Genomic DNA, 23,848 nt, shown 5'->3' with positions numbered 1-23,848 from the left:
AGGAGGCTGTGGTGATGCGGCCGTTGATCGGCATCACGGGACGGCGATACCGGCTCAGTGTGCTCGAGGGAGCCGACGAGCGGTATGGCGATCGCTGTCTTGACAGCTACATGTCGGACTTCGCGACGCGGATCGCCGAGGCTGGTGGGCTTCCGGTGCACCTGTCGTACGACAGCGACGCGACGGGCATGTGTCAGTGGCTGTCCGCGGTCGTGATCACCGGTGGACAGGACGTCCACCCGGCGTGCTGGGGCGGCGACACGAGCGTGGTCCGCGACATCGACCCCCGGATGGACCCGATGGTGCACGACCTGGCGCGGGACGAGTACGAGATCGCCCTCGTCCGCGCCGCGCTGGACCGCGGGATCCCCGTGCTTGGTGTCTGCCGGGGCATGCAGGTGCTCAACGTTGCCCTCGGCGGCACGCTCATCGCCCACCTCGAGCCGGGCTCCGTGAGCCACCTGTCGACCGAGGCCGCGCCAACGGACGGCACCACCGATCACATCGTGACCTTTGAGAACGGGTCCCTCGCCGCCGACCTGTTCGGCGAGCACGCGACGACCAACTCCTGGCACCACCAGGCCGTTGACCGCTGCGGCGCCGGACTGGTGGTGACCGGACGGACGAGTGACGGCGTGGTCGAGTCGGTCGAGCTCACAGGTGCTCCGGTGCTCGGAGTCCAGTGGCATCCGGAGTGGATGAAGAGCACTGACCCGACGTTGACGTGGGTCGTCCGGGCCGCTTCGGAGCAGCTGGCCGGACGTCGCGACACAGAGATGCGGAGGAGCTTGCGATGACTGCGAAGGTGGCACGCGAGCGGCTCGGCCGTGCTCGCTCGGGTACCGGGCCGGTCGTGAAGCCAGAAGAGGCGGGCGACGACCCCGCCATCCCGACGCTGACCGAGCTGCTGGCGCAGCGCGCGCACGACTCACCGAATCGGGAGTTCCTGCGTTTCGGCGACCGGTCATGGACCTTCGCCGAGATCGACGCCTGGACATCCCGGCTGGCATACCGGCTGATCGAGGTCGACGGCGTCCAGCCGAGTGACCGTGTCGCGATCATGCTCCCGAACGTCGTGCACTGGCCGGTGGTGTGGCTCGCCGCGCAGAAGGCAGGCGCGGTCGTCGTACCGATCAACTGCTCCTACCAGCGGGCGGATCTCGACTTCGTCCTCAGGGACTCGGGGGCACGGGTCGTGTTCACCGACGCCGAGCGTTCCGGGCTGGTCGGCGATGTCCTCGGGGCGGAGGACGAGCTCGCCGGCGTGCGGGTGGTCGACATCGCGGACGACGGGTCAGGAGCCTTCCCTGACACGGCCCCGAGTGTGCCGATCAACGCGGGCGGCCTGGCGAACCTGCAGTACACCTCGGGGACCACCGGCTTCCCCAAGGCGTGCATGCTCACCCACGACTACTGGGTCCGGTTGGGCTGGATCTGTGCGGCGGCGACCGGGCTTGGGACCGACGACGTTCTCCTGACGGCGCAGCCGTTCTCCTACATGGACCCGCAGTGGAACACCGCGCTCGCGCTCACGCTCGGCGCCCCGCTGGTCGTGCTGCCCCGCTTTTCGGCGTCGACCTTCATGGCCGACGTCCGCAGGCATCGCGCGACCTTCGTCTACGTCCTCGGATCGATGCCGACGCTGCTGTTCAAGCAGCCGCCCACCCCCGACGACCGCGACAACGACCTCCGCATGGTGTTTTGCTCCGGCATCCCGGTCGGTCTGCACGCGCAGCTGGAGGAGCGCTGGGGCGCGCCGTGGCGCGAGGTCTACGGGATGACCGAGTCCGGGATCGACCTGTTCAGTCCGTTCGGCGACACCGACGCCGTGGGCAGCGGGAGCCTGGGGCACCCGGTGCCGACCAAGCAGGTCCGCGTCGTAGACCTCGACGGCACCGAGGTGGCCGACGGTGAGTCGGGCGAGCTCGTCGTCGCGGGCAGGCCGATGATGAACGGGTACTGGAATCGGCCCGAGGACACCGCGCGGGTGCTGCGCAGTGGCTGGCTGCACACCGGTGACGTCGTGATCCGTCATCCCGACCACGGCATCCGGCTGGTCGGGCGGATCAAGGACATGGTGCGACGCGGTGGCGAGAACGTCGCGAGCGTCGAGGTCGAAGCCGCCCTCGAACGGGACGACCTTGTGGTCGCGGCCGCCGTCGTCGCCGAACCCGACGACATCCTCGGCGAGGAAGTCAAGGCCTTCGTCCAGCTCGCAACGGGGGTCGAGGCCGAGCGCGCCACCGCAGAGCAGATCCTCGAGCGGGCAGGCAAGGAGCTCGCCCGCTTCAAGGTGCCGCGCTACGTCGAGTTCGTCACCGACTTCCCGCGCACCCCGTCCGAACGTGTCAACAAGCCCGCGCTCAAGGCCCGCGCCGCCGACGAGCCCGGCGTCGCCTACGACCTCGCACCACGAAGGACCTAGACATGTCGCATCTCACCTCCGAGGCCGGGTGCCTCGACGTCGACGTCGTCCGGGACGTCGCGGTGCTGACGCTTCGCCGCCCCGAGAAGCTGAACGCCCTTGACGTCGCCACCCGGCTGCGGCTGGCAGCCGTCATCCGCGAGCTCGGCACCGGCGAGCGCGCGCGGGGGATCGTGCTGACCGGCGAGGGGCGAGCGTTCTCGGCGGGGGAGGACCTCCAGAGCGCGCCGTCCACGGACGCCGAGTTCCGTGAGGCGTTCGAGAGCTTCCACGACATCACCCGGGCCATCCTGGCGACCCATGTCCCCGTCATCGCGGCGATCAACGGAATCGCGGTCGGGGGAGCCTCGGAGATCACCCTGTGCTGTGACGCTCGCATCGGCACCCGAGCAGCGGAGTACTACCAGCCGGAGAACGGCCGGGGCATCACGATCTCGAACGCGTCCAGCGTGCTGCTGCGGCGCCTCGTCGGGAACCACGCGATGCGCATGGTCCTCGGCTGCCCGCGCATCGGGGCCGACGAGGCGCTGCGGATCGGGCTTCTCGACGAGATCGTCGAGCCCGACGCCCTGATCGACCGTGCGATCGAGACCGTCATGGAGTGGACGCCCGAGGGCAACACGACGGCGCTCCATCTCGCGCTCCTGCGCCCGCAGGCGGAGGAGGTCGAAGCGGCCTTCGCCCGTGAGGACCTCGCCGCCGCCAAGGCGTGGGAGAGCGGAGTCCTCAGCGCGGGGATCAAGGACTTCTGGTCCACCCGAGGCATCGGCGCGTAACCCTCGCACTGGACTCACCACCTGCAACAGACCAACGAGAGAAGACAGATCGACATGATCGACACCAAGGCAGCCGTACTGACCGCATTCGACGAGCCCCTTGAGCTGAGCGCCATCCAGGTGGACGACCCGGAGCCACACGAGGTGCGGGTCGCGGTCACGAACGTGGGGCTGTGCCACAGCGACCTGCACTATATGACCGGGGCGGTGCCGACCGACCTGCCTGCCGTGCTCGGGCACGAGGTGGCGGGCGTGGTCGAGGCAGTCGGCTCGCAGGTCGAGGGGCTGCGCCCTGGCGACCGCGTGGTCGGCGCGCTGACGCCGTCCTGCGGCCGCTGCACCAATTGCGAGGCAGGACACTCGACCCAGTGCCAGCGCCTTGAGGAGATCCGGCGCCGTCCCCGTCCGGCGTTCCAGACCGCCGACGGCCAGCCGATCGAGCGGCTCGGTGCGATCGGCGCCTTCTCCCAGCACGTCCTCATGCGCGAGAACGCGCTGGTGAAGCTCCCTGACGACGTGCCGTCGCACGTCGGATGCCTTCTGGCCTGCTGCATCATCACCGGTGTCGGCGCCGTCTTCCGCGGCGCTCAGGTGCGCCCGGGCAGCACGGTCGCGGTCATCGGTTGCGGCGGTGTCGGGTCCGCCATCATCCAGGGCGCCAGGCTCGCCGGTGCCTCGGCCATCGTCGCCATCGACCTGGACGACGATCGGCTCAAGGCCGCGCGCGGCTACGGCGCCACCCACGTCATCAACGGCGGGGACGGCGACACCGTCGCCGAACTCCACCGCCAGTTGGGTGAGGGGGTCGACTACTCCTTCGAAGCGGTTGGCTCGGCCCGTACCGCGGCGACGGCCGTGGCCGTACTGCGCCCGACGGGCACCGCGTGCCTTGTCGGGATCGCGCCCGCGGGCACCGAGCTGAGCATCCCGGCATCGGACTTCTTCTTCGAGGAGAAGCGACTCATCGGCTCCTACATGGGCTCGGGCCAGGCCCGTCAGGACGTCGCCCAGCTCGCGCGTCTCTACCAGCAGGGACGACTGCTGCTCGACGAGATGGTCACGCGCGTCATCGGATTCGATGCGATCAACGAGGGCTTCGAAGCGATGAAGTCCGGTGACGTGACCCGCATCGTCGTCGACCTCCACTCCTGATCAGCGAATGAATGCGGAGGTGAGCTCCATGGCGAGCAACCAGATCACGATCCCCCAACCGGTGAACTACATCGCCGACGAGTGGAGCGAATGCGCGACGGTCCATGACGCGTGGAACGTCGATCCCAACACGCGCGAGCCCGTCCACCGTATGGTCACCACCGGACCCGACGATCTCGAGCGCGCGCTGCGGCACGCGGAGCGTGTGTACGACATCGGCCGCTGGGACGAAGATGCTAGGCGAGAGCGCGCCGACATGCTCGAGCGCGCCGCCGAGATCATCGAGACCCGTGCCGAGGACATCGCACGGACGGACTCGCTGACCAGTGGCACGCCCATCAGCGTCACACGCAAGGTCGCGGCGTTCCTGCCCGCGAGGATCCGGGCGTCGGCGTCGGACCTGGTGACCATTCCGCGCGTCACCGCGCTGGCGGCCGGCGGCCGCGACGTCCGCCTCTACAAGGTGCCGTGGGGACCCGCGGCGATCCTCACGCCGTGGAACGGTCCGAGCTTCATCCCCGCCGCCAAGATCGCCAGCGCGATAGCGGCGGGCTGTCCGGTCATCCTCAAGCCATCGGAGCACGCGCCAAGCAGCGCGCAGATCATCGTCGAGTGCTTCGTCCAGGCGGGCCTGCCCAGCGGTGCGCTGCAACTGGTGCACGGCACCGGCGACGTCGGCGCCACGCTGACGACCGACTCGCGCATCAAGATCGTCTCGTTCACGGGCGGACCCGGTGCGGGTCGCGCCATCGCACGGGCAGCCGCGGAGGATTTCAAGGTCCTGCAGCTGGAGCTCGGCGGCAACAATCCGGCGCTCGTGCTGGACGATGCCGACCTCGACGTCGCAGCGGACGGCATCCTCGACGGCATGACCAAACTCAACGGCCAGTGGTGCGAGGGGCCGGGCAAGATCCTCGCTCACCGCAACCTGGTCGACCCGCTTCTCGAGGCGTTGACCGAGCGGATCGCCAAGCTCGTCGTCGGGCACTCGCTGGACGAGGACGTCGAGATCGGCCCGATCTCCAACGCGCCGCACTTCCAGACACTGCAGAGCAGGATCGAGGGGCTGCGCGACCTCGGAGCGACCGTTCGTCAGCCCGCCCAGCTGCCGGAGCTCGACGGCTTCTTCCTGTCGCCGACGATCGCCGCGGGCGCCGACCCCGCTCGAGCCACCGCTGAGCTGTTCGGTCCGATCGTCTCCCTGCACGCCGTGGAGTCCGACGACGAGGCGCTGCGCGTCGCGAACGCCAATCCCTCGGGCCTCGACGCCTACGTGTTCGGCGCCGACACCGATCGGGCGATCGACGTCGGCTCCCGCATCCTGTCCGGCGAGGTGCGCGTCAACGGCGCCAAGATCGCCGACCTCGGTGACGACTCGGCGCAGAGCTTCTGGGGTCCGGCAGGCATCGGCGGCCACGGACCAGCCGAGTCGGTGCGCGTCTTCTGCGGTGACCGGGTCGTCGGTGTCGACTCGCCCGATCTGCCGTTGTGACACCACCACGCGCGATCGGTGGGAGGCCCGACCCAGGGCCTCCCACCGGAGATGATCACACCGTGCCGGACGTAGATCCGACCCGAACCACGAGCCAGCTCTGGAGCACGGACTCGGCGATCGCCATCTGCTCCGTCGCGGCGGACCGATCCCCGTAGGTCAACCAGTTCATGGCGAAACCGTCGGCCAAAGTGGCGATGACATAGGCGATCTGATCGATGGTTTCTGGTTCGACCGGGTGGTCTGCGGCTGCGCCGCGAAGCGCGGCGCGCACCGACTCAAGGGCTTGGTCGTACACCGCGATGCCGCGGTCTCCGTGCTGCCGCCGTGCCCAGCTGATGAGTTCCAGTGTCGCGGCGGCGAAGCTGGGTGACTCGAGGTAGAACTCCATGGCACCGCGCAGGATTTGGCGAGCTGTGTCCGCCAGGTCGGAGTGCGGCTCGCTGTCCTTGATGACATCGCGGTACCTGCCCGCCACGTACTCGTAGACATCGGCGAAGAGCTCCTCCTTGGAGTCATAGCAGTAGTGCAGCATCGCCAGGTTCGCCTGAGCTTGGTCGGCGATCCGCCGGGTTGTCGCTCCTTCGATCCCGTAGGTCGCGATGACTTCCACGGCCGCGTTGACGAAGTCGCTACGCCGCTGCGCGGCGGAGATCCGTGGCACGAAATCCTCCCGGTGCAAGGCATCCACGTAGTTGGACACTTGATTAAGTCAACACTCAGCCTAGCACTGGGATCCGTGGTTAGTGGTCGATACTGGGGTGGCGGGATTCTTAGTCAAACATCTTAGTCATACATCTTGAACGTATGACCAACTATGGGTTAGCGTATGAGCCGGATCACGAAGCCGGCTCGGCGCCACTCCAGCGTGGGTCGAGGTCGGTTGGCAGATCGGAGAGAACGCCGCCTTCACCCGCGAAGGCATGACCCGAAGGAATCAATGACATGAAGGACCTGCTCTTCATGCTGGCCGATCTCTGGATGATGTTCGCCGGCTTCTACTTCGGATGGCTGTTCATCCGGCGCTACAACAACTATCTGCTCGGCCTTGAGTGGATCGTCGTCGCGACGTCGGGCACGAACTTTCTCCTTTGGGCACTCCTCAGCGGAGACGAGGGCAACGTCTTGTACGACATCGCGTACTTCTTCGACGCCTTCTCGCGATCCATCGGCATCACCCTCATCCTCGTCATGGGACTGATGCGCGTGACGCATCGCTACAAGCCGTCTGTCGCGGTCGATGTCGGCGTGTTCGCACTGGCCACCGGCGCCGGCCTGTACCTCCAGCAGTTCCGCGGTCACGAGCTCCACGTCGGCCCGGCGACGTTCTACGTCGTGGTCAACGTGCTCACCACGGTCTTCCTGGTCTACTTCTCGTGGCGGCTCTGGAAGATCGGGGCCAAGCGTCTCGCCGTCGCTGCCGGGCTGGCGACCGCGGCCGCCTCGGTCATCGCGATCACCTACGACTTCTTCCCGATCCCGGGCGACGACGAGCATCGAACGCTCTTCTACATCGCCGCGCTGACCACGTGGGGCGTCCAGATGTGCGTCTACTACCTCGCCTACCGCGCTCTGCACAACCACAACGTGGCGATCGGGGCGGAACCGGCCTCGAAGGAACCGAGCGTTGTCCGGGCCTGAGCAGCGAACGACTGACCAGCGCACACGCTCGCGAGGAGCAATCAGATGAAGACCGACAACGTCGAGTACACCGCCTTCAGCGGCTGGGTCGATCCTCCCGCGGACGTCCTGCCGGCGCTGGCCGGCGACCTCACCTGCGATGTCGTGGTCATCGGCGGTGGCCTGGGCGGCATGTCGACGGCGCTACGGCTGGCCGAGCGCGGTCAGGACGTGGTGCTGCTGGAGGCCGAGTTCTGCGGGCATGGCTCAAGCTCCCGCAACGCCGGGCAGTTGGCGGGTGCCCCTGGCGGTGACCTCCAGCTGCTCAACCTGTTCTACCGGAAGAAGATGCCCGGCATGATCCGGCTAGCCGAGCACGCCGCACATCACGTCGAGGACTTCATCGCCAAGCACGACATCGACTGCGACTACGAACCGACCGGCAATACCTTCGCGGCGGTGTCGAGGGGACAGATGGGCCGGGTACGCCGGGTGGCCAAGATCATTGAACACGCCGGCGGCCACGTCGAAGTGGGCACGAGCGAGGAGCTCGGAATTCCGCGCGGGTTCCTCGGCGGGATGCGCGAAGTCATCGGCGGAATGATGAACCCCGGCAAGTTCACCCTGGGGATGCGCCGGGCACTACTCGACTCGTCCGCGCGAGTCATCGAGCGGACGAAGGTCACCGACGTGACACGCGACGGCGAGCAGGTCGTTCTCACTACGCCGCGGGGTCAGGTGCGGGCGAACAGGGCCGTGCTGTCCACGAATGCCTTCGCCGGCGAGTGGGACATCACTCCGAAGCACCTCTCCGTGCCCATTTACGTCATCGAGGTGGAGACGGAGCCGATCGACCCCGAGCGTCTGGCCGCGCTGGGGTGGACCAGCCGCATGGGTCTCGTCACCCAGCACGCCATCATGGAGAACTACCGCCTGACGTCGCGCAACACCATCGTGTTCGGCGTCCGGCGGCTGGAGCGCGGCATGAGCTATCCACTTCCGCGGAAGACACCCGACCCCGCGCTCGTCGAAGAACTCGCGGAGGCCTTCGCGACGCGATTCCCAGCGCTGGCGGATGTCGCTGTGGAGCGTGCCTGGGGAGGGTGGATCGCGATCACGTCGTCCTGGCTTCCGCTCGCGGGGCAGATCGACGCCAACATCTTCTACTCGATCGCGTGCAACGGACACGGTCTCGCGCAGGCGCCGTACATCGGAACCCTCATCGCCGACCTGATCGTCGATGGTGAGCGCCACGAGGACCTGGAGACCTTGTGGATGGACAAGCCCAAGTTTCCTCGTCCGATGATGATGGGCCGGCTAGGACTTCGAACCATCTGGGCCGTCGACCGTTTCAACGATCTGGTCAATGGAAGCCGACGCAACGCCCGACGAGGTGCGTCGAGGACCACGGAATCGACGACCGAATAGTACGAATTCTGGAGGCCCAATGGGTGCCGAAGTGGTCGTCGAAGGTCTGACCAAGTCCTTCGGCAACACCAACATCTGGCGTGATGTGTCGTTGACGCTGCCGCCGGGTGAGGTGTCGGCGATGCTCGGCCCGTCTGGTACGGGGAAGTCGGTGTTTCTGAAGTCGATGATCGGCCTGCTGAAGCCCGACTCGGGCAAATGCGTCATCAATGGCACGGACATCGTGCGGTGCTCCGAGCGCGAGATGTATGAGGTGCGCAAGCTGTTCGGGGTGCTGTTCCAGGACGGTGCGTTGTTCGGCTCGATGAACCTCTACGACAACGTCGCCTTTCCGCTGCGCGAGCACACCAAGAAGTCCGAGTCCGAGATCAAACGCATCGCGCTCGAGAAGCTGGAGATGACCGGGCTGAAAGGCGCGGAAGACAAGCTGCCTGGCGAGATCTCCGGCGGTATGCGCAAGCGCGCCGGTCTGGCGCGCGCGCTGGTGCTGGACCCGGAGATCATCCTCTGCGACGAGCCGGACTCCGGTCTCGACCCCGTCCGCACCGCCTACCTCTCCCAGCTGCTGATCGACCTGAACACGCAGATCGACGCCACGATCCTCGTCGTCACCCACAACATCAACCTGGCGCGCACGCTGCCGGACAACCTCGGCATGTTGTTCCGCAAGGAACTAACGATGTTCGGACCCCGCGAGGTATTGCTGACCTCGGAGGAGCCCGTCGTCGAGCAGTTCCTCAACGGCAAGCGGCTCGGCCCGATCGGCATGTCCGAAGAGAAAGACACCGCACAGATGGCCGCCGAACAGGCCATGGCTGACGCCGGTCATCACCATGGCGGTACCGAGGACGTGCGTGGCGTGGTCCCGCAGATCCTGCCGACGCCTGGCCTCCCGGACCGCGCGGGCGAGCGGCGCCGCAAGGACCGCGTCATGAAGATCCTGCACACCCTGCCACCAGCCGCCCAGGAAGGCATCATCGAATCCCTCTCCCCTGAAGAGCAGCGGCACTACGGCGTTCGCCCCCACCAGATGGCCGGTGTCGGGGGTGTCCGATGACCGCCGTGGCGACCAAGGCTCGTTCGGCGGCTGCGACGGCCGCGAGCGAGATCGGGCGGGCGTTCGCCCTTGGTCTTGAGGTCCTGCGTCTGTTGCCGCGGCGGCCATTTCAGTTCGAGGAGTTCCTGACCCAGGCCTGGTTCGTCATCCGGGTGACCATCGTGCCGACCGCTCTGGTGTCTATTCCGTACGGCGCGACCATCGCGCTGCAGCTGGGGTCGCTGACCCAGCAGGTCGGCGCGCAGTCGTTCGTTGGGGCGGCAGGTGTGCTGGCGACCGTGCAGCAGGCCGCGCCCATCGCGACGGCACTGCTGATCGCCGGTGCGGCCGGGTCCGCGATGTGCGCCGATCTCGGCGCACGCACCATCCGTGAGGAGATCGATGCTATGCGGGTGCTGGGCGTCGATCCGATCCAGCGGCTGGTCGTTCCGCGCGTGCTGGCCATGGTGTTCGTCGCCATGCTGCTGAACGGATTCGTCAGCATCGTCGGCGTCGTCGGCGGCTACTCGTTCAACGTGTTCCTGCAGGGCGGCACTCCTGGCGCCTACCTGGCCAGCTTCAACGCCCTTTCGCAGCTGCCGGACCTGTGGATCAGTGAGATCAAGGCCGTCCTGTTCGGTTTCGTCGCGGCGATCATCGCCTGCTACCGCGGGCTGAACCCTCGCGGTGGGCCGAAGGGTGTCGGAGACGCGGTCAACCAGTCGGTGGTGATCACGTTCATGCTGCTGTTCCTGATCAACTGGATTCTCACCACGATCTACCTGCAGGTCGTGCCGCCGAAGGTGGGATGACCTCGATGACAACGACTGTCCAATCCCCGGAGACCACGCGAAAGTCTCGCGTGGCGACGCTGGCACGACGCCCCGGTCGCTCGCTCGACGCCTATGGTGACCAGCTCTGGTTCTACGTGCGCGCGCTCGCCTGGATTCCGCGTGCGGTGCGCCGGTATCTCAAGGAGATAGTCCGGCTGATCGCCGACGTCAGCTTCTCCAGCGGGGCGCTGACGGCGATCGGGGGCACGGTCGGCGTGATGGCGGGGCTGTCCTTTTTCGTCGGCACCGTTGTCGGGCTGCAAAGTTACGCCGCGCTGGACCAGGTCGGCGTGGCCGCGCTGGAGGGCTTCGTCTCGGCGTACTTCAACACCCGAGTGGTCGCGCCGCTGGTCGCCGCGATCGCGCTGGCCGCCACCGTCGGGTCAGGGTTCACCGCGCAACTGGGTGCGATGCGCATTTCCGAGGAGATCGACGCGGTGGAGGTCATGGGCATCCCCAGCCTGCCGTACCTGGTCACCACCCGGATCATCGCAGGGACCATCGCGGTCATACCGCTGTACGTGCTCGGTCTGATGTCGTCGTACGCGGCGTCGCGGTTCATGGTCACGCTGTTCTACGGCCAGTCCGTCGGCACTTATGACCACTACTTCAACCTGTTTTTGCTGCCCGAGGACGTGCTCTGGTCGTTCGGGAAAGTGCTGGTGTTCGCGGTGGCCATCATCGGCGTGCACTGCTATCAGGGCTACTACGCCAGCGGCGGCCCCGCGGGCGTCGGTGCCGCCGTCGGCCGCGCCGTGCGGACGTCGGTGACGCTGGTGGTCTTCCTCGACTTCTTCCTCAGCCTCGCGATCTGGGGCACATCGACCGGGGTGAAGGTGGCCGGATGAGGAACGAGAGAGGCGAGCTACCCACGCTCGTACGCCGGGCGCTTGGCGTGGTGTTCGTGCTTGGCATGGTGGGGTTCCTGGTGTTCACCGTGCTCGTCTACCGGCAGGTCTTCACACCGGCGGTCCACGTCGACCTGCGGGCGGAGCGCGCTGGCAGTCAACTCGTGCCGCACGACGACGTCAAGCTCCGGGGCGTGCGGGTCGGGGAGGTGCGGTCGGTGGACGCGGCAGCCGACGGGGTAACGCTGCGGCTCGCCCTTGACCCCGACCACACCCACATGGTGCCGAGCAATGTCACCGCTCGGTTACTGCCAAAGACGCTGTTCGGGGAACGTTACGTCGACCTGCTCATGCCCGCGCGGCCGGCCGACGCGATCGACGAAGGGGACGTCATCCATGAGGATCGATCGAAGGCCACGGTCGAGCTGAACCGGGTGCTGGACAACTTGATGCCGCTGCTGACGGCGGTGAAGCCGGATCAGCTGGCCACCACCCTGACGTCGACGGCCACCGCGCTGGACGACAACGGCGAGCGGCTCGGCGCGGTGCTGGTCAAGCTGGACCGCTACCTCGGCGAGCTCAACCCGTCCGTGCCGGAGCTGACCGAGAACCTCCGGTCGCTGGCCGAGCTCTCCGACGTCTACGCCGACGCCGCCCCGGACCTGCTGCGTGGGCTGGACGACCTCAGCCGTACCAGCCGCACCGTGCTGCGGCAACAGGACGACTTACAGGAGTTGCTGATCACCCTGACAACCACCGCCGACGACGCGCGCGAGTTCCTGACCGCGAATCGGGACAACGTCGTCGACCTGGCCGAGGTCAGCGGGCCGGCGCTGCGGCTGCTGGCCCGCTACGCCCCGGAGTTCCCGTGCTTCTACCGGCAGCTCGACGACATCCGCGGGCGGCTCGACGAGGTTTGGGGTAAGGAGGCCGGCGACCACAAGCTGCACCTGAACGTCGCGATCGTGCAGCCGCGAGGGAAGTACGTGCCCGGCCGCGACGAGCCGCGGTATGCGGATAAGCGCGGACCGGCCTGTTACTCCTACTCCGGCCGCGCGCCGCAGCACCCGCCGGGCGGCAAGATCAAGGATGGCTCGACCGAACCTCCAGCCGGCCCTCTCGTCAAGGGAGAGGGGTGAGTGCCGTGCGTCGTCACCTGGTGCCCACGCTGCTGAAGGTCGCCGCGTTCGTCACGGTCACCGTGGTATCCACCACGCTGCTGGCGCTGACCATCGCCAACACCGGCCTGCAGTCCACTGACAGCTACCGCGCGCGGTTCACCGATGTCACGGCGGTCCACTCGGGCGACGACGTGCGAATCGGTGGGGTCCGGGTCGGACAGGTCACCGAGATCGGCTTCGCTCCCGACGGCAGTGCCGAGGTCGAGTTCTCGCTAGACGAGGGCAGGCGGATCCCGGCGGACACCCGCGCGACCGTGAAGTTTCGCAACCTGGTCGGCCAGCGCTATATCGCGTTGACCCCCGGACCCGGTAAGCAGGCGGCTCCGCTGCCGCCCGGCGGCCTGATCCCGCTTGAGCACACCGCACCGGCGTTGAACCTCACCGAGCTGTTCAATGGATTCAAACCACTGTTCGCGGCGCTTGATCCAGACGACGTCAACAAGCTGTCCTACGAGATCATCCAGGTGCTCCAGGGCGAGGGCGGCACGGTTCGCAGCCTGCTCGCCCACACCGCGTCGCTGACCACGACCCTGGCCGAAAAGGATCGGGTCATCGGCGAGCTCGTGGCAAACCTCAACACCGTCATGGGCCACATCGCCGCCCGCAACGATGACCTGTCCGACCTGCTGGCGACCTTGCAGCGGTACGTCAGCGGACTGGCGGAGGACCGCGAGCCGATCGGGGAGGCCGTGGACGCGATCGGGGATCTCACCCGCACGACCGCCGGGTTCCTGCGTGAGGCACGCGAGCCGCTCAAGCGAGACATAGCGGGGCTGCGCTCACTGGCGACCCTGCTCGACGACAACAACGAGACCGTCGAGCGGTTTCTGCGGCGGCTGCCCGGCAAGGTCGCCAAGATCACCCCGACCGCGTCCTACGGATCGTGGTTCAACTTCTACCTGTGCCAGAGCTCCGGCAAGGTCACGATCCCCTCGCTGGACATCGAACAGCAGGTGTACCCGACGCCGCTGGCAGAGCAGTCACCGAGGTGTGTCCGATGAAACCCTTCACCGAACGAAACCCCGTGCGGATCGGTGTGCTGGGCGTGCTTGGCGTCGTCGCGGCGCTCACGGTCTCCTTCTACTCAGCCGACCTGCCGATCATCGGCGGCGGCACGACGTATTCCGCCCAGTTCGCCGAGGTCGCCGGGCTGCGGGTGGGCAACGAAGTCCGCACCTCCGGGGTGCGGGTCGGCGAGGTCACCGACATCGGACTCGCAGGCGACAAGGTCACCGTCGACTTCCGCGTCAAGGATCTTGACGTCGGCGACGCTTCCACGGTGTCCATCGAGATCAAGACCCTGCTTGGTCAGAAGTATCTCGCCTTGGCGCCCAAGGGAGACCAGCCGCAAGACCCGGACAGCGTCATCGCTGGCGCGCGGACCCGGTCGCCCTTCGACGCCAGCGAGGCACTCGATCAGCTCGGCCGCACGGTGAGCGACATCGACACCAAGCAACTGGCCAAGAGCTTCGACACCATCTCCGAGACGTTCGCCGGATCCGGAAAGCAGGTCCGCGAGGCTCTGTCCGGGTTGTCGGAGCTGTCCGAGACGGTAGCCAGCCGCGACCGTGAGCTCGAGCGGCTGCTGGCGAACAGCCGGGTCGTGACCGGCACGCTGGCCGCCCGCGACAAGCAGCTGCGCGCCCTGATCGGTGACGGGTCGCTGCTGATGCGGGAGCTGCAAGCACGCAAGCAGGCGGTCGAGGAGATGCTCGTCGGCGTCACTGAGCTCAGCCAGCAGCTCAGCGGTGTCGTCGCCGACAACCAGCGTCAGCTCAACCCGGCGCTGCGCAAGCTGGACCGCGTCGCGAGTGTGCTGGAGCGCAACCAGCGCAATCTCAGCCGCGGGCTGGAGAATCTCGCGCCGTTCTACCGGCTCTTCACCAACACCCTTGGCAACGGCAGATGGTTCGACACCTACGTGTGCGGCTTGCTGTCCCCGCACGTCAACCTCGACCTGCTCGACCTCAACTCTGGCGGCTGCAAGCCGCCACAGACCGGGGGCGGACGATGAAGACCCTGCGCGAAACGCTGTCCTCCCGCCTTGCGTTGGTCATCGTGGTGTTGCTCATCGCCACCACGGCGGCATGGGCCATCACCGCGCGGAACGGGGACTACCGGATTACCGCGCTGTTCGACAACGGCGTCGGCGTCTACGAAGGCTCGGAGGTGCGGATCCTCGGCTACGCCGTCGGCGAGGTCGTCGCCGTGCATCCGCAGGGACGCGACGTCCGGGTGGAGATGACCGTCGACTCCGACATCGACATCCCCGCCGATGCGGAAGCACTTGTCATCGCGCCCAGCCTGGTCGCCGACCGGTACGTGCAGCTCACCCCGCCATACCGGAGCGGCCCGACGATGAAACCCGGCACGGCGATTCCGCGCTCGCGTACGGTCACCCCTGTCGAGTGGGATCAGCTGTTGGCCAGCGTCCAGCAGCTCACCACCGCGCTCGGGCCGGACGGCGCCAACGCCGACGGGTCACTCTCCCGGCTGCTTGACACCGGTGCCGATGCGTTGGACGGCAACGGCCGCACGATCAACGAGACACTCAACCGGATCAGCAACCTGGCCGCGACCCTGTCCGACAGCCGGGAGGCCCTGTTCGGCTCGGTGAGCAATCTGCGGACGTTCGTGGCGACCCTGGCCGAAAGTGATGCCCAGGTCCGCGAGCTGACCACCCGGCTGGCCGACGTCGTCGGATTCCTCGACGACGAGAAGGGCAAGCTCGCATCGGCCTTGCGGACCTCGGCGGCGGCGCTGTCGGATGTCAAGGAGTTCGTCAAGGACAACCGCGGTCTCATTAAGTCCAATGTGGACAAATTGGCCAAGGCCAGTCGTGCGTTGGTCGACCAGCGCGACGCGCTCGCCGAGATCCTCGACGTCGCACCTGCCGCGCTGAACAACCTGATCAACGCCTATGACGCCAAGACCGGCAGGCTGCACGTTCGCGGCAACCTCAACGAACTGGCCGAGCCGCCGCTGGTCACCGTCTGCGGGCTTATCCGCGAACACCAGCCGTCTGACGTGCCGGACGTGCTGCGACAGGCCTGCGGTCAGATCGGCGACATCGTCGACGACGAAGCGCGACCGCCCTCCGCCGCGGAGCTGTTATCCGACGCGCAGCAGGGAAATCTCGAACTGCCCCTGGTGCCGGGAGGTGAGCGATGAACACCCGTACTCGCCTCGCCGCGGTCCTGATGGCCGTCGCCGTGGCCGTCACCGGCTGCGGGTTCAAGGGAATGCACGACGTGCCGCTGCCGGGCGGAGCCGACGTGGGTGACAACCCGTACCGAGTGACGGTGCACTTCGCCGACGTCCTGGATCTGGTGCAGCAGTCCGACGTCAAGGTCAATGACGTCGCGGTCGGCCGGGTGGAGCGCATCGAGGTTGCTCCGGACGGCTGGACCGCCGAGGCCACCCTGTTGATCAACGACGACGTCCGGCTGCCGCAGAACGCGACCGCGCGGCTGGTGCAGTCCAGCCTGCTCGGGGAGAAGTTCGTCCAGCTCGCCGCCCCGGCGAAACCGCGAGGCACGCTCCGCGACGGCGACACCATCGACAGTTCGCGCACCGACCGCTACCCGGAAGTCGAAGAGATCCTCGGCGCGCTCGCGATGTTGCTGAGCGGCGGCGGGATCGACCAGATCCGCACCATCTCCCGTGAGGTCAACACCGCGCTGTCCGGCAACGAGGCGCAGATCCGGAGCCTACTGTCCAACCTGGACCAGTTCGTCGGCCAGCTCGACGAACAGCGCGGCGACATCACCGACGCACTGACCGGACTGAACCGGCTGAGCAAGACGCTCGCCGCGCAGCGCGACACCATCGACACGACGCTGACCGATCTCGAACCCGGGATCAAGGTGCTCGCCGCGCAGCGCAAGGAACTGCGCACGATGCTGCGCTCGCTGGATACGCTTTCCGATGTCGCCACCGACACCATCGAGCGCAGCCGCGCGGACATGATCGCCGACCTCAAGGCGCTCGCACCGACCCTGCGCAAGCTGTCGCAAGCAGGCAAGCACCTGCCACGATCGCTCGAGGTGCTGCTGACCTTCCCGTTCACCGACGCCTCGATGGACGTCATTCGCGGTGACTACACCAACCTCGACGTCAAGATCCAGGCCAACCTCGACGTCCTGCTGGGAGGTGGTGACTGATGCTGACCAGACGTGTGCGCATACAGGTCGCGGTATTCGTGCTCATCTCGGTGTTTGGCGTCGCCTACGCCGCGGTTCGCTACGTTGGCCTCGGCGGGCTGGTCGGCCTTGACGGCTACCAGGTGACCGTCAACCTGACCGAGACCGGCGGGATCTTCCCGGACGCCGCGGTGGCCTACCGCGGGGTCTCGGTCGGCACGGTCGAGGACATGCGCCTCACACCCGAAGGCACCGCCGTCGAACTGCGCATCGACGAGTCGGCGCCGCCCATCCCGGCCGACGCGCGGGCCGTGATCACAAACCGGTCGGTCATCGGCGAGCAGTACGTCGATCTACGGCCGGACACCGCCGACGGACCCTACTTGCGCGAGGGGTCGGTCATCGCCGCGTCACGGACGTCGACCCCGCCACCGATCCATAGGGTGCTCGTCGACCTGGACCGGACGCTGACCAGCGTGCCGCTCGACTCGCTGCGCACCGTGGTTGACGAACTCGGCACCGCCACCCGCGGCACCGGCCCCGAACTGGCGTCCACGATAGACTCGAGTAACGCGCTCCTGGACACCGCGATCGAGCACCTGCCCGCGACCACCGACCTGATCAGCCAGAGCCGTACCGTCCTGCGCACCCAGCTGGACCAGGCCGACAACATCCGATCTTTCGCCAGGGATCTGCGCGGACTCGCCGGGCAGCTGCGCGAGTCCGATCCCGACTTGCGGGAGATCCTGGCCACCGGCCCCGGAACAGCGTCCGAACTTGATCAGCTCATCCGCGGCGCAGGGCCGGGCCTGAGCTCTCTTATGGCCAACCTGCTCACCACCTCCGAGGTCATGGTGCGGCGACTGGACGGCGTCGAGCAGATCTTGGTCAGCTATCCGCACCTGACGGCCGTCGCGCCGACCGTCGTGCCCGGCGACGGCACCGCGCATCTGGGCTTTGTCGCCAACTCTTTCGATCCGATGCCGTGCACGAAGGGATACGAGGGCACCAAGTTGCGCCCGGGCAGTGCCACAACGACGCAGCCGTACAACGCCGACGCGCACTGCGCCGAACCGCCGGGCAGTCGCACCTCGGTGCGTGGTGCGCGGAACGCACCCCACGGAAGCGGTGGTTGACATGACGAACCAAGTCGACGTCTCGGACGAACCTGAGGCGGCCGATGAGCCCGAGTTGGCTCATGAGCCCGACAGTGCTGACGAGCCTGACGATGCCGACGCGGGCGGTGGAACGGATCGCGCCGGGCGATCATGGATCACGGTCGGCCTGGCAGTGGTGATCGTGCTGGCGGTCGCTGCCGGGGTGTGGTTCGCCATCCGGCTGGCCACCGCGGCGAGCGGCGCGGACCAAGACGCGGCCGAGGAGCGTGATGCGGCCCTCGCCGCGGGCGGCGGAGCCGTCGTCACGTTGAACACGCTGGACCACCGCACCGCCGAGGACGGCATCGCGCGTTGGCAGGCGGCGTCGACCGGGGTGTTGCGTGAGCAGTTGGCAGCCAGCGAGGAAGACCTGATCGCCGCTGTGCGCGAGGCCAAGTCCAAGACAACAGCGCACCTCGTGGCGGCGGCGCTCACCGAACGCGGCCAGGAGGAGGCACGCCTGATGGCCGTCCTCGATATCAAGGTCCGTCCCGCCGGGGAGGAGCCGACCACCAAGCGTGTCCGCTATATCGCCGACCTGGTCAAGGTCGACGGCGAATGGCGGCTTGGTGGGCTGTCCCCGGTCGCGGTCGAGAAGTAGGGAGGCCCGCATGGCTGCGTACGCACGATCGTCCCGGACGCGCGTAGCCCTGGCCGTTGGGGCTGTTCTGGCTGTCGCGGCCGCTGTCACGATCGGTATCGCCGCCGAGAGCAAGCCACGCACCGACGAGATCAACTACGCACACGTCGACCAGCCGCGCACCACCGCGGTCGCCGACAAAGCGAAGCGCATCACACGTGAGGTGTTCAGCTTCACGCCGGACACGGTCGCGGCAACCAAGCGCACCGTGCGGCAGACCTTGCGCGGCGATGCGGTCGCACAGTACGACAAGCTCTACGGCCCGTTGCTGTCCCAAGCCCGTAGCGAGGGGCTGTCCATGCGCACATCGGTGGCGTCGGTCGGCGTCCAGCAACTGCGCGGCGACCACGCCACGGTACTGGTCTTCGCCAACCAACGCGGTCAGAAGAAGGGCTCCGACCAGCCCAGCCTCGGCGGCGCGCGCGTTCAGCTCAAGCTACGCAAAACCGACGATGGCTGGAAAATTGTCGGCATAACCGTGCTCTGAGGCGAAGATGATCTACTGTGCTCCCTGGCTGACCACCGGAACCGGACAATCGGAACGCATTTTGGTAACTCAAGGAGCAAAGTAGATCAAATACGGGCATCGCCGCGTACGTCTCGAGGTGGGCGGCTCGGCGTTGACCACGTTCCCGCCGCGGACCCGTACCATGGACTCGTACGTATCGCGAACGATAAGTAGGAGTAATGGTGGCGGGGTCGTTGGTGCCAGGAGGGATCGGCGCGCACACGAGCTGCTTGCTGGTCAAACTTGGCCAGGTGGTGTATCGGCTCGCCGAGGAGCGGCTGGACCAGCTGGGTATGCGGGTGCGGCATTACAGCGTACTGCAGGCGCTAGCCGACAACGGTGCGATGAACCAGCTCGCCCTCGGGGCGTACTTGCGGATCGATCCGGTGACCATGGTCAGCACCCTGGACGACCTCGAAGAACGGGGATTCGCGCTCCGTACCCGTGACCCGCAGGACCGGCGGCGGTATCTGGTCGATGTGAGCGATGCGGGCCAGGACGTGCTGCGAAAGGCGAACGCGCTACTGGCCGAGCTCGACGGGCAGGTGCTCAGCGATGTTCCGCAGCGGTCACACGCTTCGTTGCACAAGCAGTTGGAGCGGTTGAGCGAGGGGGCAACACTGCCCGCCGAGTTCGACCGAGTTCGCGATCACGCGGGATCGACGAAGAGGTCCAGCGCCGGTTCACCATCGGCGGGTTGGTAGGCCGACAGGTCGGTGATGCCTTCTTCGGCGAGCACCTCGTCGTCGATGAAGTGGTTGCCGGTGCAGTATCGCGCGTGGCGGGTGAGGATCACGTGCGCGGCGTCGGCGACGATCTGTGGTGTGCGGGCCCGGTTCGCGCCGCCGATGACGTTGCGTACGGCGGCGGTGTCGATCAGGGTGCGTGGCCAGAGTGAGTTCGCGGCGATGCCGTCGACCTTCCACTCCTCGGCGAATCCGATGGTGCACAGGCTCATCCCGTATTTCGACAGCGTGTAGCCCAGATGCGCGCCGACCCAGGCAGGGGAGAGGTTCAGTGGCGGCGACAGGGTGAGGACGTGCGGGTTCGCGGCCTGGCGCAGGTACGGCAGCGCCGCTTTGCTGAGTAGCACCGTTCCCCGCGTGTTGATGTCCTGCATGAGGTCGTAGCGTTTCATCTCGAGCTGTTCTGTGGTGGACAGATCGATCGCGCTGGCGTTGTTGAGCACGACGTCGATACCGCCGAACTGCTCGGCGGCCTTGCTCGCCGCGCTCATGACGTCCTCGTCGGAGCGCACGTCGCCGACGAGCGGCAGGGCCTGACCACCGGCGGCCTCGACGTCGCGGGCGGCGGTGTAGACGGTGCCTTCGAGCGTGGCGTGTGGCTCGGCGGTCTTGGCTAGCAGGGCGATGTTGGCGCCATCTCGGGCCGCCCGTAATGCGATGGTCAGGCCGATTCCTCGGCTGCCACCGGACATCAGGATCGTTTTCTTGGCGAGGGTGCGTGTCATGCGTTGGTTCCTCTCTCTAGTGCCAGCAGCTAGCCGGTCATGTCGCGGCCGAAAATCTGGCGTGCGATGACCCGTTTCTGGATCTCATAGGTGCCCTCGTAGATCTCGCCTATCTTGCTGTCCCGATAGATGGCGGCCCGCGGTGCGACCTCCTTCTCGGCGACCGTGCGGACTTGAGCGCGAACTTCCTGGGCTTCCAGAGGGACGAGCAGATCGAGGTAGAGCTGTCAGCCTGACGTGCGGAAACGCTAATCATGCGTTAACAGTATCATTAGTAGTACGTATAATTAAGCACGCGAATGACTCTCATCACGCTGTGGTCGGGCGTTACAGACCGGCATCACGCCTGGGCAGACGGCCGTCGACGTGGGCTGCGGCACCGGCAACCTTTCGTTCGCTGTCCTCAGGGCACAGCCGAACGCGCGGATCACCGGTCTCGACCCCGACGAACGCAGTTTGCGACGAGGGCCACGAACGCCCTACTCGCTGCTATTTCGCTCCGGGCTCGTCCTCGACGAGCCCGGTGGAGTGTGTCGAGGGAGACCGCACCGTGGCGTCGTCCATGACCGGCGGGTTCCAAGAGGCGTTCGCCCGGACCCCCGCGGCGTGCAGGATCAGAACCAACGTGAGTCCCGCTAGTATGGCCGCCCGAGTGACCACCCCTGGTCGGTGCATATGCCCGCGCCGCACCTGGTGATCTGTAGGAGTTCGGTCGTGATTCGGTGTCGGGTGCGTCCGCATGTCGATCTCCATGTGGCGTCCGGTTGCTCGGCCCCACACTGAGAATGTGGGCCGCGGGTGCACGACCACATCGGGGAACTCCCTTGCGTGATTCTTGGCCATTAGGGGAGTGGAAGCAGGCAGCCAAAAGTCAGCGCCGACTCCAGGCTGCTCCCGTCACGTCAACATGTTGGGGTGACCCAGCGGCCCGACTGGACGACGCCGAGAAGGCTGGGGCCGTGTGGATCGCTGTCATCGAGGGCCATGAGATCCGCCGGACCACCAACCCGCAACTCGCCGACCCCAGGCCGAACCCCTGGAGCGAGCCGCGCCGGGTTCCTAGTGGCCAGCAACAATGCGTCGTGAATCCCGAACGACGTGCCGTGCATCACATTGCGCACGCCATCCAGCAAGCTGGCCGCGGCGCCCGCGAGGAGATCGCTACCCGCTTCCGACAGGCGCAGGTCTTCGCTGAGTTCGACGACGGAACCCACGGCCGTTTGGTAACGACCGGGAGGACGGCCCCCGATCTCGGTCGAGTCAGACACCAGGAACGCCCGCTCGATGCTCTTGGCCCGCAACATGACCTCCAGCGTGTCGAAAGGCAGATGGTGGCCGTCGGCGATGAGTCCCGCATGGAGCCGGTCATCGGCCAGTTGGCGCCAGATGATGTTGGGATGCCGGGGCAAGGTCGTCGGTATACCGTTGCCGAGATGCGTCGACAGGGTCGCTCCCGCGCCGACGGCCGCCGACACCTCATCCGAGCTGGCGTGAGTGTGTCCGATCGCTACCGTGACGCCCAGCCGGGTCAGGCTTCGCACCTGTTCAGCGGCGTGCTCGCCATGGGGTGAGATCGTCACGATGCCGACCGGGCCTGCCTCCCGCCATCGAGACACCTCCTCGATGTCTAGCGACCGCACGAACGACGGATCGTGCACGCCGCGCGCCCCGTCGTGATCCGAGATGAACGGACCCTCAACGTGCACCGACGGGACGGCATTCGCCACCACGGGGTCCGCGGTCCGCGCGCGGGCAACGCATCGCACGGCCTCGACGATGCGCTCCTCAGCCGCGGTCACGACCGTCGGCAGCCAGGTCGTCACTCCCCGCGACGCGAGGATGTGCGATAACTCGATCACTGTGTCGACGGTGATCGACTCGGTGTTCACATCGAGACCGCCATAGCCGTTGACCTGCAGGTCGACGAGGCCGGGCGCCAACAAGGGCAATTCGGCCCTGGGGGCGTCAAGGTAGGTGATCGCCGTGATTACCGGGCCCTGCCACTCCACCGTGACCGGGATGTCATCTCGCGCCGTCACCATGCGGCCCGCCATCTGGTGCGTACTCACAGCTGCGGCACCCACCCCCGCACGCGTTCGGCCGTCTCCGCGTTCCGGGTGTCTCCGTCAGACACGCCGCCCGTTCGCGAACCGGGCACCGCCGCGAGCACCGCATCGACTCTGGGGACGTGAGTGTCCACATGCACCTCCGGCAGCGTTGACAGATCGTCCATGGTAGACGGGGCTCCCCGGCTGACGCCCGATTCAGACACCACGTTCGCCGTGGACCGTCCAGTGCGTTCCGCCGCGGTCGAGCGCAACGCCCCGCTCATGAGCGCGAGCGCGCTCCCTCGGTCCGGCGCCGTCATCGTGGATCGGCTTCCGCGTCGAGATACAGCGTGACACCGGGGTGTCTGCGCAGGGCCGTGCCGGGGTGCATGGGGCCGATCGCTTCGCCGAGCGTCTGGCGCACAGCGATCCGTTTGGCCCGGCCCGGCACGGAGGCGATCACGACGTCAGCGTTGAGCAACCGGGGAATGGTCACCGTCACCGCGGTCGTCGGAACGTCGTCGAGGGTGGCGAAGTGCCCCTCCTCCACCTGCTGACGCCGACTCGCCGTGTCCAGTGTGACAACGCGGACACCCATCGGGTCATCGAAGTCGGCCGGCGGGTCGTTGAAAGCTAGATGCCCGTTGACACCCAGCCCGAGCAGGACGAGATCGAACGGCTCCGTTCCCAGCAACACCTTGTAACGCTCCGCCTCGGCGTAAGGATCGGTGCCCGGATCGATCCGGTGGAACGTGGCATCCGGCGTATGCCGTACGAAGTTGGTCACCAACCAGGTCGCGAAGCCTTGTGGGGCTCCCGGAGGCAGTCCCACGTACTCGTCCATGTGAAAAAGCTCCACCCTGGCCCAATCAATGCCTTCCGCACGGGCCAGCGCGGCGAGCGTCGCGCTCTGGCTGGGCGCGGCCGCGAGCATGACCCTGGCCCGGCCGCCGTTCCGAAGCGCCGCACGCAGAATCTGGCCAGCATGGGTTCCAGCACGCTGCCCCATCGCGGCGCGCGTGGGCTCGCGGACCACGGTCATGGACGTCTCGGCTTTGGTTGACATGAACACCCTTCCCCACGCCAATGGG

At 67.1% G+C, this 23,848-nt stretch carries 26 protein-coding genes; 20 read left to right on the top strand and 6 right to left on the bottom strand.

Translation table 11 applies throughout. From position 1 onward, the window contains the following. Positions 1-14 precede the first annotated feature (14 nt). From ACFQGD_RS26045 to ACFQGD_RS26025, 5 genes are read left to right on the top strand one after another with little or no spacing between them, the layout of a single operon-like run. On the top strand, positions 15-797 hold the full coding sequence (locus ACFQGD_RS26045; RefSeq protein WP_345399882.1) for a gamma-glutamyl-gamma-aminobutyrate hydrolase family protein: 783 nt from the start codon (positions 15-17) through the stop codon (positions 795-797). Further along, positions 794-2,425 (top strand): class I adenylate-forming enzyme family protein, encoded by a 1,632-nt coding sequence (locus tag ACFQGD_RS26040; protein ID WP_345399885.1) that lies wholly within the window; start codon positions 794-796, stop codon positions 2,423-2,425. The genes ACFQGD_RS26045 and ACFQGD_RS26040 overlap by 4 nt, the downstream gene beginning before the upstream one ends. 2 nt (positions 2,426-2,427) lie before the next feature. Next, positions 2,428-3,201, top strand: a complete 774-nt coding sequence (locus tag ACFQGD_RS26035) for an enoyl-CoA hydratase/isomerase family protein (protein WP_345399888.1) — start codon at positions 2,428-2,430, stop codon at positions 3,199-3,201. Between the two features lie 54 nt (positions 3,202-3,255). Further along, a complete protein-coding gene (locus tag ACFQGD_RS26030; protein WP_345399891.1) occupies positions 3,256-4,353 on the top strand; it encodes a Zn-dependent alcohol dehydrogenase in 1,098 nt (365 codons plus the stop codon). 28 nt (positions 4,354-4,381) lie between these two features. Then, positions 4,382-5,845, top strand: coding sequence for an aldehyde dehydrogenase family protein (locus ACFQGD_RS26025; RefSeq protein WP_345399894.1), 1,464 nt, complete (start codon positions 4,382-4,384; stop codon positions 5,843-5,845). Positions 5,846-5,900: 55 nt separating this feature from the next. On the opposite strand, the gene ACFQGD_RS26020 is transcribed toward ACFQGD_RS26025, so the two are convergent. Then, positions 5,901-6,548 (bottom strand): TetR/AcrR family transcriptional regulator, encoded by a 648-nt coding sequence (locus tag ACFQGD_RS26020; RefSeq protein WP_345399897.1) that lies wholly within the window; start codon positions 6,546-6,548, stop codon positions 5,901-5,903. A 242-nt stretch (positions 6,549-6,790) separates the two neighbouring features. Here ACFQGD_RS26020 and ACFQGD_RS26015 point away from each other — a divergent pair, with 242 nt between their 5' ends. From ACFQGD_RS26015 to ACFQGD_RS25950, 14 genes are all read left to right on the top strand, one after another. Beyond that, a complete protein-coding gene (locus tag ACFQGD_RS26015) occupies positions 6,791-7,486 on the top strand; it encodes a transporter (protein WP_345399900.1) in 696 nt (231 codons plus the stop codon). 45 nt (positions 7,487-7,531) lie between these two features. Beyond that, the gene (locus ACFQGD_RS26010; RefSeq protein ID WP_345399903.1) at positions 7,532-8,893 is read left to right on the top strand and encodes an NAD(P)/FAD-dependent oxidoreductase; all 1,362 of its coding nucleotides are present in this window, start codon (positions 7,532-7,534) and stop codon (positions 8,891-8,893) included. A 19-nt stretch (positions 8,894-8,912) separates the two neighbouring features. After that, positions 8,913-9,950 (top strand): ABC transporter ATP-binding protein, encoded by a 1,038-nt coding sequence (locus ACFQGD_RS26005; RefSeq protein ID WP_345399906.1) that lies wholly within the window; start codon positions 8,913-8,915, stop codon positions 9,948-9,950. Continuing rightward, the gene (locus ACFQGD_RS26000) at positions 9,947-10,741 is read left to right on the top strand and encodes an MlaE family ABC transporter permease (RefSeq protein ID WP_345399909.1); all 795 of its coding nucleotides are present in this window, start codon (positions 9,947-9,949) and stop codon (positions 10,739-10,741) included. The genes ACFQGD_RS26005 and ACFQGD_RS26000 overlap by 4 nt, the downstream gene beginning before the upstream one ends. A 5-nt stretch (positions 10,742-10,746) precedes the next feature. Then, positions 10,747-11,610: an MlaE family ABC transporter permease gene (locus ACFQGD_RS25995; RefSeq protein WP_345399912.1), complete on the top strand. Its 864-nt coding sequence runs from the start codon at positions 10,747-10,749 to the stop codon at positions 11,608-11,610. Then, positions 11,607-12,749, top strand: a complete 1,143-nt coding sequence (locus ACFQGD_RS25990) for an MCE family protein (protein ID WP_345399915.1) — start codon at positions 11,607-11,609, stop codon at positions 12,747-12,749. Before ACFQGD_RS25995 ends, ACFQGD_RS25990 begins: the two co-directional genes overlap by 4 nt. Before the next feature lie 5 nt (positions 12,750-12,754). Continuing rightward, positions 12,755-13,792 carry an MCE family protein gene (locus ACFQGD_RS25985; protein WP_345399918.1) on the top strand — a complete coding sequence of 346 codons (1,038 nt, stop codon included), beginning with the start codon at positions 12,755-12,757 and terminating at the stop codon, positions 13,790-13,792. Next, positions 13,789-14,805: an MCE family protein gene (locus ACFQGD_RS25980; protein ID WP_345399921.1), complete on the top strand. Its 1,017-nt coding sequence runs from the start codon at positions 13,789-13,791 to the stop codon at positions 14,803-14,805. Before ACFQGD_RS25985 ends, ACFQGD_RS25980 begins: the two co-directional genes overlap by 4 nt. After that, positions 14,802-15,962, top strand: a complete 1,161-nt coding sequence (locus ACFQGD_RS25975; protein ID WP_345399924.1) for an MCE family protein — start codon at positions 14,802-14,804, stop codon at positions 15,960-15,962. The genes ACFQGD_RS25980 and ACFQGD_RS25975 overlap by 4 nt, the downstream gene beginning before the upstream one ends. Continuing rightward, on the top strand, positions 15,959-16,954 hold the full coding sequence (locus ACFQGD_RS25970) for an MCE family protein (protein ID WP_345399927.1): 996 nt from the start codon (positions 15,959-15,961) through the stop codon (positions 16,952-16,954). Before ACFQGD_RS25975 ends, ACFQGD_RS25970 begins: the two co-directional genes overlap by 4 nt. After that, entirely contained in the window at positions 16,954-18,069 is a 1,116-nt protein-coding gene (locus ACFQGD_RS25965; RefSeq protein ID WP_345399930.1) for an MlaD family protein, read from the top strand. The genes ACFQGD_RS25970 and ACFQGD_RS25965 overlap by 1 nt, the downstream gene beginning before the upstream one ends. 1 nt (position 18,070) lies before the next feature. Next, the gene (locus ACFQGD_RS25960) at positions 18,071-18,691 is read left to right on the top strand and encodes a hypothetical protein (protein WP_345399933.1); all 621 of its coding nucleotides are present in this window, start codon (positions 18,071-18,073) and stop codon (positions 18,689-18,691) included. Positions 18,692-18,701: 10 nt separating this feature from the next. Then, positions 18,702-19,217, top strand: coding sequence for a hypothetical protein (locus tag ACFQGD_RS25955; protein ID WP_345399936.1), 516 nt, complete (start codon positions 18,702-18,704; stop codon positions 19,215-19,217). A gap of 203 nt (positions 19,218-19,420) precedes the next feature. Then, complete coding sequence (locus tag ACFQGD_RS25950; RefSeq protein WP_390221106.1) at positions 19,421-19,942, top strand: MarR family winged helix-turn-helix transcriptional regulator; 522 nt, start codon at positions 19,421-19,423, stop codon at positions 19,940-19,942. On the opposite strand, the gene ACFQGD_RS25945 is transcribed toward ACFQGD_RS25950, so the two are convergent. Next, positions 19,888-20,709 (bottom strand): SDR family oxidoreductase, encoded by an 822-nt coding sequence (locus ACFQGD_RS25945; protein ID WP_390221105.1) that lies wholly within the window; start codon positions 20,707-20,709, stop codon positions 19,888-19,890. The two genes, ACFQGD_RS25950 and ACFQGD_RS25945, sit on opposite strands and share 55 nt — an antisense overlap. 29 nt (positions 20,710-20,738) lie before the next feature. Continuing rightward, positions 20,739-20,840, bottom strand: a complete 102-nt coding sequence (locus ACFQGD_RS25940; protein WP_390221154.1) for an acyl-CoA dehydrogenase family protein — start codon at positions 20,838-20,840, stop codon at positions 20,739-20,741. A gap of 208 nt (positions 20,841-21,048) precedes the next feature. On the opposite strand from ACFQGD_RS25940, the gene ACFQGD_RS25935 reads away from it, so the two are divergent. Continuing rightward, positions 21,049-21,348 (top strand): class I SAM-dependent methyltransferase, encoded by a 300-nt coding sequence (locus tag ACFQGD_RS25935; RefSeq protein WP_345402499.1) that lies wholly within the window; start codon positions 21,049-21,051, stop codon positions 21,346-21,348. A gap of 263 nt (positions 21,349-21,611) precedes the next feature. Here ACFQGD_RS25935 and ACFQGD_RS25930 read toward each other — a convergent pair whose 3' ends face one another. From ACFQGD_RS25930 to ACFQGD_RS25920, 3 genes are all read right to left on the bottom strand, one after another. After that, positions 21,612-22,778: an N-acetylglucosamine-6-phosphate deacetylase gene (locus ACFQGD_RS25930; protein WP_345402307.1), complete on the bottom strand. Its 1,167-nt coding sequence runs from the start codon at positions 22,776-22,778 to the stop codon at positions 21,612-21,614. Continuing rightward, positions 22,775-22,942, bottom strand: a complete 168-nt coding sequence (locus ACFQGD_RS25925) for a hypothetical protein (RefSeq protein ID WP_345402310.1) — start codon at positions 22,940-22,942, stop codon at positions 22,775-22,777. Before ACFQGD_RS25925 ends, ACFQGD_RS25930 begins: the two co-directional genes overlap by 4 nt. Positions 22,943-23,073: 131 nt before the next feature. Then, positions 23,074-23,823: a 6-phosphogluconolactonase gene (locus ACFQGD_RS25920; RefSeq protein ID WP_345402313.1), complete on the bottom strand. Its 750-nt coding sequence runs from the start codon at positions 23,821-23,823 to the stop codon at positions 23,074-23,076. Positions 23,824-23,848 lie beyond the last annotated feature (25 nt).

The organism is Haloechinothrix salitolerans, assembly GCF_042662605.1.
In the GTDB taxonomy this organism is placed as follows: domain Bacteria; phylum Actinomycetota; class Actinomycetes; order Mycobacteriales; family Pseudonocardiaceae; genus Haloechinothrix_A; species Haloechinothrix_A salitolerans.
Note: the sequence above shows the minus strand (reverse complement) of the source record. Positions and strands in the feature narration are given on the sequence as shown.